The following is a 13167-nucleotide window of genomic DNA, read 5'->3' on the forward strand; positions in this document are numbered from 1 at the left end:
AAAAACAAGGCCTTAGAAGACCTTGTTTTTTATATTGCTTATAGTACAGCATCAAACTTATTTACTTTCCACTGTGAACCAGATTTATAAAATGTAACGGTGCGTTTTACACTTCCTCCGTCAACTGTTGGAACCGTAAATTGATAAGAGCGAACATCGGCGCGCTGATAAGTTAGTTTTGCTTTTGCTTTGTTCCACTCTAGCATGCTGAATCCGTCACCGACAGGACGAGCAAGCTTTCCGTTATATGTGATGTAGCGATAATTTGTTAATCCTTTTTGAATAGCACTGTTTGTAAACGTTTCAGATAAGTAGCTTACTAGTTTGCTTTTTGTATTAAAATCTTGACAAAGATATGAGTACTGAGTGCCTTTATAATTAAATGTTTTTTGAGTACATAAATTGCCTTTAGATCCATGAAGTGCATTCCAGAAATGGTTGCTTGCGTTTGCTGCAATTTTTACCGCATTAGTCGTTGATAGATTTTGTGATGCTGCTTGAGCTGTAACTCCTGTGCTTAGTGAAAAGAAAAGAGCAAGTGATGCTAAGATTATTCCAAATTTTTTCATTTCCATTTCCCTCCTACTCATTCATTGAAATATATGTAACATTCATGCTGTTAATATTACAATTGTTACATTTATATTACAATACTTCTTTAAAGAAATAAAGAGTATTTCTTATATATGTTTGAATTATTCCCGTATTTTCTTAAATAAAACGTAGAATTAAAAGAAAACATATAAACAGTATGTCAATTATGTGTCACATATTTCGTCGCTTTACAACTTCGTATATAATAGGAATAAACCGACCAATATGCTGATGTAGATAAATAGGTCAGGCACAAAAGGAGAACGTAGACTAATGGGTGTTTCAGAAGTAACATCAGGAATTATTATTACCACTGCTGTAATTGCTATTGTGATTATTACAGTCGGTGTTTTGGCTACAATGATTGCGATTGCGAAGAAAGCAAATAAAAAGTAAGTGTGTAGAGGAGAGTTAGTATAATAACTAATTCTCTTTTTTTTGAAAAAAACCTATCGCTATTTTTATAATAAAAATGCATAAATAACGCGTGCATTATTCATAGAAAAAAGCAGGAAATTTACGTTTTGAAGCTAATAGATACATAAGGCAAGCTGCGCACTTTCATTATAAAAATAATGGAAGGGGTTCTAACAGACTTCAAGTGATATCGCCTATTTTATGTCATAATGAATGATATTCATTAACACCGCACCTTAGACGCACTTTATGACCAAATAATGAGGAGAGTGGTTGAGTTGCAACGACAAAAAGTAGCAGTGAATGGAGAAAGGTTAAAAAATACGCTTGAACAATTTGCCGAGTATGGACGAACACCTAATAACGGTGTAACCCGCTTAGCGCTATCAGAAGAAGATCGCTTAGCACGAGATTATTTTTGCTCATGCTGCCGGGATCTTGGAATGGATATTAAAATTGACGATCTTGGATGTATTTACGCCACGCTTGAAGGATTAGAAGATAAGCCGCCTGTTGTGATTGGCTCACACATGGACAGCGTAAAAAAAGGCGGAAGGTTTGACGGAATCCTCGGTGTAGTTGCAGGATTAGAGTTAGTAAGAACGCTGGTTGAGCATAATATTAAGCCGAAGGTGCCGATTATGATTGTTAACTTTACGAATGAAGAAGGAGCGCGTTTTGAGCCTTCTATGATGGCTTCAGGTATTTTATCGGGCAAGTTTCAAAAAGACGTTATGATGAAGAAGACAGATGTTGACGGCGTGACGTTTAAGCAAGCCCTTCAATCATGCGGATATGAAGGCGATACGAGTAGCCGTCTTACTGAAGCATCGGCATTTGTAGAATTACATATTGAGCAAGGGCCTATTTTAGAAAGAGAAGCCAAATCAATCGGTGTAGTGGAGTGCGTGCTAGGAATGGTATGCTATGAAATTGAAGTTACCGGGGAGTCAGATCACGCTGGGACGACGCCGATGGATATGCGGAAAGACGCACTTTTTGCAACTAATAACCTGATTGCTGAAGCTCGTCATGAGCTCGGCAGATTGGATTCAAATTTAGTCTATACAATGGGTCGTATGAACGTACTGCCTAATATTCATACGGTTATTCCAAATAAAGTTATTTTTTCGCTTGAAGCGAGACATACGGATGAAGATGTCATTGCATCTGTGGAAAAAATTATTCAATCACTGCCTGATCAAGCAGAGCTGTTAGAAGGCTGCGAAGTGAGGGTGACCAAGCTTTGGGGTCGCGATACCGTGTGGTTTGATAAAACGGTTTGCGATGAAGTGGAAGAGTCGGTTCGTTCGCTTGGGTATTCCTATAAGCGAATGGTAAGCGGAGCTGGACATGACGCACAGTTTTTAGCTAGCTATATTCCGACGGCTATGATTTTTATTCCGAGCGTAAACGGAAAAAGTCATTGTGAGGAAGAGTTCACTCCTTGGGAAGAATGTGAAAAAGGTGTAAACGTACTTTTAGAGACGGTGATGAAGTTAGCTCAGAAGTAATGAGATAAAAGAGTAAACCTGCGGAGGTTTGCTCTTTTTTAGTGCTTAGAAAGACTCGAACTATTGCATTGAACTTTTGGTTTATTATGGATACAATAAATGAGAAGCATGCGGACGGATGTGAAAGAAGGATGTGAAAAAAAGTGAGATGTTCTCACTTAAAGAAATGAAAATTACTATTATTATTGCAGATGATAATTCGTTTATCCGAGAAGGAATGAAAATTATATTAAATACATATGAAGAATTCGACGTTGTCGCTACTTTAAAAGATGGTCAGGAAGCCGTTCAATATTGCAAGAATCATTCCGTCGATATTGCACTGTTAGATGTAAGAATGCCTGTCATGGACGGTGTAGAGGCTACAAAACTTATTTCAGAGTCAACGAAAGCAAAGCCGCTTATTTTAACTACGTTTGATGACGATGAATACATTATTGATGCTGTAAAAAACGGAGCTAAAGGCTACTTGTTAAAAAATACAGAGCCAGAGCGCATTCGAGACGCAATCAAAAGTGTCTTCAACGGCCATACGGTTCTGCAAGATGTTGTGCTTGATAAGATTAAATCAAGTTTAAACGCTGCAACTGAGCGCGAGTCAAAAGCGGATATGACACAGTTTACCGAGCGTGAAACGAGCATTATGACGCTGATTGCCAAAGGGCTTTCGAACAAAGAAATTTCTAAAACACTTTTTATTTCAGAAGGTACCGTAGCAAACTATATTAGTTCGATTTTAAGTAAAACGGGACTTGAGCATCGTACTCAAATTGCTATTTACTATTTAACCGGTAAAGGGAAGTAGGGCTATGGAAGTCGGATTAATGATGACTAAGCTCATCCTTATACTGTTTTTGGCTATTACGTACATTCAGTTTAATTATGTACACTCGATTTCAGCTATTGTGTTAGCACTGCTTCTTTACAGCTGTGTTAACATTGCAGCGTCCATTGTGAAAAAGAGAGTGTTCAAGCGTATGTTTATTGTTAGTTCAATTGTCCTTATTCTATATTGTGCGTATAAACTTCATCCTTTGTTTTTTCTTCTTTTTCCGCTAAACCTTTGTGAGCTTATTGGAGAATCAGTCGTGAAAAAATGGATGGTGCTGCTGCTTGTTTTGCTTCCAATACTGCTTGTTCCCTCTGATATTAGCGCGCTGTATGTGTTAGTCGCTGCGTTTACTTTCTTTATTTATACAGGAGCAGCTCTCTATCAAAAGCGGACAATCAATTATGAACAAAAGCTCGATGAAATGAGAGTAAGTATGCAAAAGCTGCAAAAGCACGTGAATGAAAATAAAGAGTATGTGAGGCAATCTCAATATGCTTCAAAATTAGAAGAGCGAAATCGATTATCGCAGGAAATTCACGATAAGATTGGACATTCAATGACTGGAGCACTTATTCAAATGGAGGCAGCAAAGCACGTAATGAAGCATGATCAAGAAAAAGCGCTGTCTCTTCTTCAAAATGCGATTACAATTTCGAAAGAAGGCATTGAAGAAATCAGGTTAACGTTAAAAAGCATAAAGCCTCCCGCTGAGCAAATAGGAATCAGCAGGCTTAAATTATTTATTGGTGAATTTGAGGCTAAACATAGTATTGCAATGCCTCTTGTATACAAAGGGAATTTGGATCTTATCACTCCTCTTCAGTGGAAAATTATCCATGAAAATATAACGGAAGCTATTACGAATGCCTTAAAATATGCAGAAGCAACGATGATTGCCATTGAGCTTCATGTATTAAATAAAATGGTTAAAGTAGAAGTCAAAGACAATGGAAAAGGCGCTCACTTGTTTCAAAAAGGCCTTGGCATAGCAGGAATGGAAGAACGAGCTGCTTCCATTAACGGGACGGTGATTGTTGACGGGACAAACGGGTTTTCTGTTACCACGCTGCTGCCGATAGGTGAGAAACTTCATACATAAATAATGAGATTTCTCATGGAGAAAAGGTGAACTTATGCACTGACGTAAGTTTGCCTTTTTTTCATAAAATAAGGATATACCAACACACTAGAGGTGAAATGATGAACGTATTATCGATTCAAAAATTAACAAAGAAATTTGGAGATTTTATTGCGGTAGATAATTTGTCTTTACAAGTAGAAGAAGGAGATATATTCGGCTTTTTAGGAACAAACGGAGCAGGAAAAAGCACAACGATTCATATGGTAGCTAGTCTGCTTCAAAGCAATAGCGGCGATATTGAAGTGCTTGGAAAAAATATAAAGAAACACCGAAATTTCGCAAAGATGAACATTGGAATTGTTCCGCAGGACTTAGCGATTTATGAAGATTTGACAGCCTATGAAAATGTGAAGTTTTTTGCAGGTCTCTACGGATTAAGAGGGTCACTTCTTAACGAACGAGTCGAAGAAGCGTTAGCGTTTGTAGGGCTTTTAGATAAACAAAAGGCGTATCCGAAAAGCTTTTCAGGAGGAATGAAAAGAAGGTTAAATATCGCATGCGCGATTGCTCATCGCCCGAAGCTGATCATTATGGATGAACCGACGGTTGGTATTGATCCTCAGTCGCGAAATTATATTTTAACATCTGTAAAGAAGTTAAATGAAATGGGAAGTACAATCATTTATACGAGTCACTATATGGAAGAAGTAGAAGAGGTATGTACAAAGATTGCGATTATTGATCACGGCAAGATTATTGCTGAAGGAACAAAAGAGCAGCTGAAAGCTATTATCACTGATACAAAAGATATTTGGATTGAAGTAAAAGAAGCGGACGATATAGATTGCAGCGGTCTAAAAGAAATTCCAGGCGTAACAGCCGTTACGTATGAAGATGGAATTATTAAAATTAATTCAAGCGCCGAAGTGAATAACTTGAACAAAGTCATTCATTATTTAATGACGCATCATATCGAAATTAAAGCAGTTAAAGAACAAGCCCCTAATTTAGAGACGGTCTTTCTGACGCTCACAGGGCGCAGTCTAAGAGATTTATAAAAGAAGGGAGGAATGAGAAATGAATATTATTGCAATTGCTTTAAAAGAAATGAAAAGTGATCTGCGAGATAAGCGTGCATTTATCTTTATGATTCTCTTTCCACTGGCTCTTGTCCTTATTTTAGGAACAGCTTTGTCTCAAGCCTTTAATAACGATATGAAGATAGACGACAGTTATGTTCTCTATAAAATCGACACAAGTAATGAAGAATCTGCTGCTTTTAAGCAGTTTGCTGCACATGCAGAAAAATCGGGCATTCACTTTAAAGCGCTGAAAAAAGATCAGGATGGAAAAAAAGAAGTAAAAGAGCAGCGTTATACAGCTTATGTAGAAGTGAAAGACGGAGGCATTCATCTCTACGGAAATGAAGAAAACAGCATTGAATTCAACATGGTCCAAGGTATGTTAAGCACTTTTGTGGATAAGTACAATGTGGCGATGGAAGTGGCAAAAGTAAACCCTCAGCAAGTGGATAACCTGCTCCGTGCGTCTAAGCATGACTATATTCAAGAAACATCTCTTCATTCTCAAAAACAGCCAAATTCAATAGACTACTACGCCATTTCAATGACAACTATGATTGTTTTATACGGATCTATCTCAGCGAGTTATTTAATTAGAGGAGAGCGTATGCGAAATACAGCTAGTCGATTAGTAGCCGCACCGATTAAAACCGCTGAAATTTTTGTAGGAAAAATTTTGGGCACTGTTTTGGTTCACGCCATTTGTGTATTAGTGGTCATTATGTCGACTAAATATTTTTTTGATGCCAACTGGGGAGATCATTTACTCTTAGTACTCGTAATGTTAGTATCTCAGATTCTTTTTGCCACTAGCTTTGGATTAGGAGTTAGCTACCTTACGAAGACAGAAGCGGCGTCAAGAGCAATTATTATGGTCGTTATTCAAGTGTCGTGTATTGTGGGAGGAACCTATTTTCAAAATGGATCTGGAGAGGGCTTCGTCAATGTATCACCTTTAACCTGGATGAATAATGGACTTATTAAATTGATTTATACAAATGATATCGGCGCGTCTCTTTCAGTGATCGGGTTGAATGTAGGCTTCTCTATTTTATTTTTGGGCATAGCAATTGTGCTTTTGAGAAAAAGAGAGGGGTTATAACATGAAAAATATCATGTGGCTTGTCACAAATATGCTAAGAAATATGCTGCTTAGAAACAAAAGGACGCTTGTGCTTGTTATTGGTTTGCCTATTGCAGGGGTTTTAATGTCCGTTCTTATTTATGGAAATGCAGGAGGGACTTCGGTGAATATCGGAGTTGTCAATCACGACTCAACGGATATTACAAAAGATACCGTTCAGTTTTTAAAAGGAATGCATAAAACAAATGTTAAAATGCTTACGGACAAAGAAGTGGATCATGAGATTACGTCAAAGAAAGTTGATGCGGTTATTACTTTTGAAAAAGGGTTTTCTGACAGCGTCAAAGCGAACAAACCAGATCATATTACAATCACTTCAATAAAAGGAGCAGAAGTAACGAGCTTTATTAAATCTTATCTGTATCAATATATTGATAATATTTCTGCGCTGAATCAAGCTGCTGAAGGCGACGATGCTGCGTTTAAACAAATGTATGAGAATTATCAAAAAGCGCCATTCCACGTCTCTACGCACGCCCTTGAAGACAAAGGAACCGATCAAAATATTGTCAAGCAGACAATTGGGTATTTAATTATGTTTATGCTTTTTTCTGCGGTAAATTTATCGGCGCTTATCACAAAAGAAAAAGAGCAGCGAACGTATTTTAGACTGTTAGCTTCGCCAGTTAGCGCAAGGCAATATGTGATATCCAATGTTATGACAAATATGATTTTATTAACTCTGCAAGTAATGATTACACTTGTGTGTATTACGACTTTTTTTCACGTAGATATGAACATTCCCGTGTGGCAGCTGTTTTTCATTTTAGTTTTGTTTGGTCTAGTAGCCATCGGCTTGTCTCTTGTAATTATCGCTTTTACAGAAAGTTCAAAAGCAGCGAATGGTCTTCAGACGCTTATCATCACGCCAACTTGTTTACTGTCCGGCTGCTTTTTCCCGCCTGAATTTATGCCGGATGTGATGCAGAAAATAGCCGACTTTCTTCCTCAAACGTGGGTATTAAGTACGTTAAAAAGTGTTCAACAAGGAGCTGATTTAAGCAGCCTATGGTTAAATATCAGCATTTTACTAGCTTTTGCACTTGTTTTTTTCCTGCTGTCTATTTATAAATTAAATCGAAATAATACTGTTCAAAAGTTTATTTAAATGGTAAAGTCAGAGAATACCTCTGGCTTTTTTTGTAATTTTTAAAAAGTTACAAAAAAAGATTGAAAAATATAAGATGAAATTTTAGAATGAAAGAGGAAAGGGGTATACAAAAAGAGAATAAATAGGGGAGAAAAACGAAGTTCATGTTGGTTTTTTGCATAAACAAATGAAATCGCTTACATAAGTCAGCATGAAAATACGGAAGGAGAGATTGTCAGCGAGATAACAAAGGGGGAAAAACAGTGGGAATTTATGAACTACTTGTACCACGCACGGTTTTATATGGAGAAGGATCATTTTCTAAAATTGGAGAACAGGCTGCACTGCTTGGGACAAAGGCATTGCTTATAAGTGATGACGTTATGGTGAAAGCAGGCAATGTAGAAACTTGCCGTCGTTACTTAGCAGAAGCTGGCATGGACTGTGCCGTGTATACAGGCGTAAATTCAGAGCCAACGGATATTCATCTAGATGAAGCGCTTGCCGTATGCAAAACGGAGCAGTGCGATGTGGTTATTGCTTTAGGGGGAGGCAGCTGTATCGATACTGGGAAAGCGGTTGCTGTGATGATGACTAATGAAGGGCATTTACGAACGTATTTTCAAAACCAACAAGATTTTCAAGGTAGCCCTCTTCCTTTGGTCGCCGTTCCTACGACTGCCGGAACCGGCTCAGAAGTGACGAAAGCGACAGTTATTACAGACACGGCGTACGATGTAAAAATGATGCTCGCAAGGCCTCAATTATTGCCTGATACAGCCATTGTTGATCCGTTATTAACTCTATCATGTCCAAAACACGTAACGGCAGCTACAGGAATTGATGCACTCAGTCATGCAGTGGAAGCGTATTTGTCTAAAAAAGCACATCCTTTTACAGATTCACTTGCGCTTCAAGCAATTGAGTTAATCATGAAAAATATCCGTCTTGTGTACAGAAATGGAGAAAATGTTCAAGCAAGGAACGAAATGGCCTATGCTTCTATGCTGGCAGGGATGGCGTTTTCAAACTCATCCGTTGCGCTAGTGCACGGTATGTCAAGGCCAATTGGCGCGTTATTCCATGTGCCGCACGGTATTTCTAATGCGATGCTCCTGCCTGCGGTTTTGGACTATACAAAAGAGGCTTCAATCGATCGTTTAGGTGAAATAGGACAAGCTCTTTTTCCGAACGTATCATATACAAAAAAAGAAGGAGCAGATGTGTTAATTGAAGCCATTAAGCAGCTTTGTATCGACTTAGAGATTCCTAATCTTCAATCGTGGGGCATTGATCGACAGCTGTTTTACGCGGCGGTTGAGAAAATGGCAGCGGATGCGATTCAAAGCGGAAGTCCTGCTAATCATCCGATCGTACCGACGGCAGAAGAAGTTATTCAGCTTTATTACACGTGCTATGAATATGAGTTTGAGTCTGCACTTTATAAAAAATAAGACAAATTGAATAAGGGATGAAAGGGGAAACGTTATGGATTTGCTGATTATTTTGCTGTCTCTGGGGCTTTTGATGCTGGTTGCTTACCGCGGATTTTCAGTTATTTTGTTTGCTCCACTTTGTGCGCTGCTAGCCGTTATTTTAACGGAACCAAGCTATGCACTCCCGTTTTTCTCAAACGTTTTTATGGAGAAAATGGTTGGGTTTATTAAAAACTACTTCCCTGTTTTTCTATTAGGAGCGGTTTTCGGGAAGATGGTTGAAATGTCTGGAGTCGCTGAGTCGATTGCGAAAACAATTGTTAAAGTCGTAGGGGCTAAACGTGCGATCTTGGCGATTGTTTTAATGGGAGCAATCTTAACCTACAGCGGCGTAAGTTTATTCGTTGTTGCGTTTGCAGTTTATCCGTTTGCGGCTAACTTATTCCGCGAAGCGAATATTCCAAAACGATTAGTACCGGGAACGATTGCATTAGGAGCTATTTCGTTTACCATGGATGCACTTCCGGGTACACCGCAGATTCAAAACGTTATTCCAACGACTTTTTTTAAAACAGACATCTATGCTGCTCCGACACTGGGGATTATCGGATCGGTTATTGTCTTTAGCTTAGGTCTTTGGTATTTGGAAAGTCGAAGCAAAAAAGCAAGAAAAGCTGGAGAAGGCTACTACGGATTTAATAATGAACTAGCGGCTGCTGCAGAACTAGAAAAAGAGTCAGTGCCTTCTACAGAACCTAAGTATGAACCTAGCGTAGTAAGACAGATTTTAGCATTTGTTCCGCTCGTGCTTGTAGGGGTTGCAAACAAATTTTTTACTGTTTCTATTCCAAAATGGTATCCAGAGGGTTTTGATTTTGCCAAAATTGGTCTTGAAGCGTTCGGAAAAGTAGATTTAACCGCAGTTGTTGGTATTTGGTCAGTGGAATTGGCACTTGTTATTGGAATTATCACAACGATTGCGTATGATTGGAAGCGAGTGACCACCGGTTTCCAAGCAGGTCTTAACGCAAGTATTGGCGGAGCGCTTCTTGCTGCGATGAACACGGGAGCTGAGTATGGCTTTGGAGGCGTTATTTCATCTCTTCCTGGGTTTGCAGCCGTTCGTGACGGTATTTCACATACCTTTACAAATCCGCTTGTTAATGGAGCCGTTACGACAAATATTTTAGCGGGTATTACAGGCTCTGCTTCTGGAGGTATGGGAATTGCGCTTAGTGCGATGGGAGATAAGTATGTAGAAGCGATTAATCAGTACAACATTCCTCCTGAAGTTATGCATAGAGTTGTAGCGATGGCATCAGGCGGTATGGATACGCTTCCTCATAACGGAGCCGTTATTACACTGCTTGCCATTACCGGGTTGACACACAAACAGTCTTACCGAGATATTTTTGCCATCACTATTATAAAAACGCTTGCATGTTTCTTAATTATTGGAATCTACAGCTTAACTGGACTCGTATAACAAATAAAGAGGCTGAGTTTGGTTGAAGAAAAATCCGAACGATGAATCGTTCGGATTTTTTTATTGTTGCAGTGATTTAGTTGTATATTAAGATTTTTGCTCTAAAACAGATTCTTTGACTTTCTAAACTGTAAGTATTATGATTACACTACTTTCTAGAATACTATATGCTGTTACATTAACTTTTAGCGTGTTTATGAAGAAAGGAGAATGACTGTGAAGCTATTTGAAGGAAATTTAAAAGTAGGCGACTGGGTCAAAGGAAAGTCTCGCGACGGTGAACTTATATACGGATATATTAAAACGATTAATCCATCTAAAAAAGCAGCACTAATCAACGTTGTGAAAAGTGATGATGAAAAAATGGTCGGCACAACCATTGGCATGATGGATGAAAAAATAGAGAAGCTGCCCCTTCAAAAAACGGCGCACGAAGAGCAAATTCTTTCATTGATTGATCTTGCGCTGCTAACAAAAGACAAGGCTTGGTTTAGTGAATTAACAGATGAATTAAAAAGATTACAAGATAAAAAGCAAGGCTGACATTCCTGATAAGGAATGAAGGCCCTGCTTTTTTTATTATTCATAGGGGAAAAGCAGGAATGGAAAGCAGCTTGCGAGAAGAAGTAAGTGACGACATTAAAAGAAAAGGTGATAAAAGATGAGTAAACGTGTCTTGATTTTAACAGGAGATGCAGTGGAGGCTTTAGAAGTTTTTTATCCGTATTATCGCTGTTTAGAAGAAGATATTCAGTGTACCATTGCTTCTCCAGTGAAAAAGAAGCTCCAAACGGTGGTTCATGATTTTCTTCCAGAGATGGAAACATTCACAGAGAAAACGGGATATAAAATTGATTCTCACGCTTCTGTCGATGAAGTGGATCCCGCCGATTATGATGGACTTATTATTCCTGGAGGACGGGCGCCTGAATACATTCGAATGAACACAAAAGTTCAGGGAATTGCCGCGCATTTTTTAAAAGAAAATAAACCTTTAGGCGTTATTTGTCATGGTCAGCTCGTGTTAACGACGGTTAGAGAGTATCTGCAGGACAGAGAAGTGACAGCGTATCCTGCTTGCCGACCGGAAGTAGAAGCGGCGGGTGCTGTATTTGTTGAACAGACGCTTCACGTAGACAGAAACCTAGTAACCGGACAAGCTTGGCCGGATTTACCTAAATTTATGAAAGAGTTTTTTAACGTGCTAAAAAAAGCTGAAAAAGTGAACGCATAATAAAAAAGCGGGCTGAGAGAAAACCATTCTTTCAGCTCTTTTGATTGATGATAGGTGAGGTGTAAACAACGTGCAGCTTGTGTCTGAACTGTCGAAGAAAATTATAAAAGAAGTACAGCTTGTGATGAAAGAACATGTAATTGTAACGGATATACGCGGAATTATTATTGCTTCTACAGAAGAAAAGCGGGTTGGTTTTTTTCATGAAGGCGCGTGGAACGTGATGCAAAAAAAGCAAAAACTATATATCTCCAAAAAAGAAGCAGCAGATTTAAAAGGAGTTAAGCCAGGAATTAATTTGCCTATCAGTTATCAAGGAGACATTATTGGCGTTATTGGCATTACAGGTACTCCAGAAGCTGTTGAGCCTTTTGCAGACATTATTCGAAGATTAACAGAGTTAATTATTCGCGAAGCCTATTATATAGAAACGAAGGAATGGGAAAATAAAGGAGTGGAAGCTTTTTTTCGTGAATGGATTTATAGCCAGCAGGTAGATGCAGAATTTATTGAACGAGGCCATATTTTAGGAGTACAAGTAGACAGTGCTTATTGCTGCACGCTGTTTCAAATTGATTTATCTCTTTCGAAAAAGAAGCAGCAGCAGGTGCAAGAAATGATTCGCTACTGGTTTGAAAGTCATAAAGCTGAAGGAGATTATATTGCAAATTGGGGATACGATCGCTTGCTTTTACTTAAAGAGGCTGTAGGTGAAAAGGCAAGGCGAGGATTTAAAGAAGAATTAATAAAATGTCAGCAGTATATTCAAGCAAACAACCAAGTTATGATCACTATTGGTGTAGGAAAGCCAGCGGAGCAATTTAATTTGCATGCTTCATATGAAGAAGCGAAAAAAGCGCTTAAAGTAGCTTCAAAACGTCAAGCCGTTGTTTTTTATGAGGAGCTGCTGATGGACATGATGTTAGAAGACGTGTCTGAACCTGTAAAAAAGGAATTCTTGAGTCGAGTGCTTTCTTCCATTCAAAGAGAAAAAGAGCTTCTCGAAACGCTGAAATGCTATTTAGCCAACGATCAATCGTTAAAAAAAACGGCGTTTGATTTACATATTCATATTAACACGCTTCATTATCGCTTGAAGCAAATGAAAGAACTCACAGACATTGATCCAAAAAGCGTAAAGGGCATCACGCTTTTTTACCTTGCGCTGTCTCTATTGGAGTAAGTGCGCCCTTCATTAGATAAACATACAAAAAATGAGTTTTTAAAACGCTATTTTTTAGTTTTTTATCCATAGTC

Annotated in this window: 13 protein-coding genes; 12 read left to right on the forward strand and 1 reads right to left on the reverse strand. The window is 38.5% G+C overall.

Annotated features, from left to right (window positions below; translation table 11 throughout):
- Positions 1-38 precede the first annotated feature (38 nt).
- Positions 39-575: an IseA DL-endopeptidase inhibitor family protein gene (locus AC2YJL_RS10935; protein ID WP_014459798.1), complete on the reverse strand. Its 537-nt coding sequence runs from the start codon at positions 573-575 to the stop codon at positions 39-41.
- A 292-nt stretch (positions 576-867) separates the two neighbouring features.
- Between AC2YJL_RS10935 and AC2YJL_RS10940 the strand changes: the two genes are divergently transcribed.
- The 12 genes from AC2YJL_RS10940 to AC2YJL_RS10995 all read left to right on the forward strand — a co-directional run bounded on the left by AC2YJL_RS10940 (position 868) and on the right by AC2YJL_RS10995 (position 13093).
- Positions 868-990 carry a hypothetical protein gene (locus AC2YJL_RS10940; RefSeq protein ID WP_013057357.1) on the forward strand — a complete coding sequence of 41 codons (123 nt, stop codon included), beginning with the start codon at positions 868-870 and terminating at the stop codon, positions 988-990.
- 299 nt (positions 991-1289) lie between these two features.
- Positions 1290-2525, forward strand: a complete 1236-nt coding sequence (locus AC2YJL_RS10945; RefSeq protein ID WP_195696847.1) for a Zn-dependent hydrolase — start codon at positions 1290-1292, stop codon at positions 2523-2525.
- Between the two features lie 166 nt (positions 2526-2691).
- The gene (locus tag AC2YJL_RS10950) at positions 2692-3330 is read left to right on the forward strand and encodes a response regulator (protein WP_028408271.1); all 639 of its coding nucleotides are present in this window, start codon (positions 2692-2694) and stop codon (positions 3328-3330) included.
- 4 nt (positions 3331-3334) lie between these two features.
- Positions 3335-4456, forward strand: coding sequence for a sensor histidine kinase (locus tag AC2YJL_RS10955; RefSeq protein WP_195696848.1), 1122 nt, complete (start codon positions 3335-3337; stop codon positions 4454-4456).
- Between the two features lie 101 nt (positions 4457-4557).
- A complete protein-coding gene (locus tag AC2YJL_RS10960; RefSeq protein WP_043982960.1) occupies positions 4558-5496 on the forward strand; it encodes an ABC transporter ATP-binding protein in 939 nt (312 codons plus the stop codon).
- 19 nt (positions 5497-5515) lie between these two features.
- Positions 5516-6622 carry an ABC transporter permease gene (locus AC2YJL_RS10965; protein WP_195696849.1) on the forward strand — a complete coding sequence of 369 codons (1107 nt, stop codon included), beginning with the start codon at positions 5516-5518 and terminating at the stop codon, positions 6620-6622.
- A gap of 1 nt (position 6623) precedes the next feature.
- The gene (locus AC2YJL_RS10970; protein WP_487374745.1) at positions 6624-7772 is read left to right on the forward strand and encodes an ABC transporter permease; all 1149 of its coding nucleotides are present in this window, start codon (positions 6624-6626) and stop codon (positions 7770-7772) included.
- Between the two features lie 245 nt (positions 7773-8017).
- Positions 8018-9208, forward strand: coding sequence for an iron-containing alcohol dehydrogenase (locus AC2YJL_RS10975; RefSeq protein WP_195696850.1), 1191 nt, complete (start codon positions 8018-8020; stop codon positions 9206-9208).
- Positions 9209-9242: 34 nt separating this feature from the next.
- Complete coding sequence (locus AC2YJL_RS10980; protein ID WP_487374746.1) at positions 9243-10676, forward strand: GntP family permease; 1434 nt, start codon at positions 9243-9245, stop codon at positions 10674-10676.
- 210 nt (positions 10677-10886) lie between these two features.
- Entirely contained in the window at positions 10887-11219 is a 333-nt protein-coding gene (locus AC2YJL_RS10985; protein WP_244658464.1) for an IDEAL domain-containing protein, read from the forward strand.
- A gap of 118 nt (positions 11220-11337) precedes the next feature.
- Entirely contained in the window at positions 11338-11910 is a 573-nt protein-coding gene (locus tag AC2YJL_RS10990; protein ID WP_487374747.1) for a DJ-1/PfpI family protein, read from the forward strand.
- A gap of 70 nt (positions 11911-11980) precedes the next feature.
- Complete coding sequence (locus AC2YJL_RS10995; RefSeq protein WP_251568245.1) at positions 11981-13093, forward strand: CdaR family transcriptional regulator; 1113 nt, start codon at positions 11981-11983, stop codon at positions 13091-13093.
- The last annotated feature ends 74 nt before the right edge of the window (positions 13094-13167 follow it).

Source organism: Priestia sp. SRI_019, assembly GCF_057586255.1.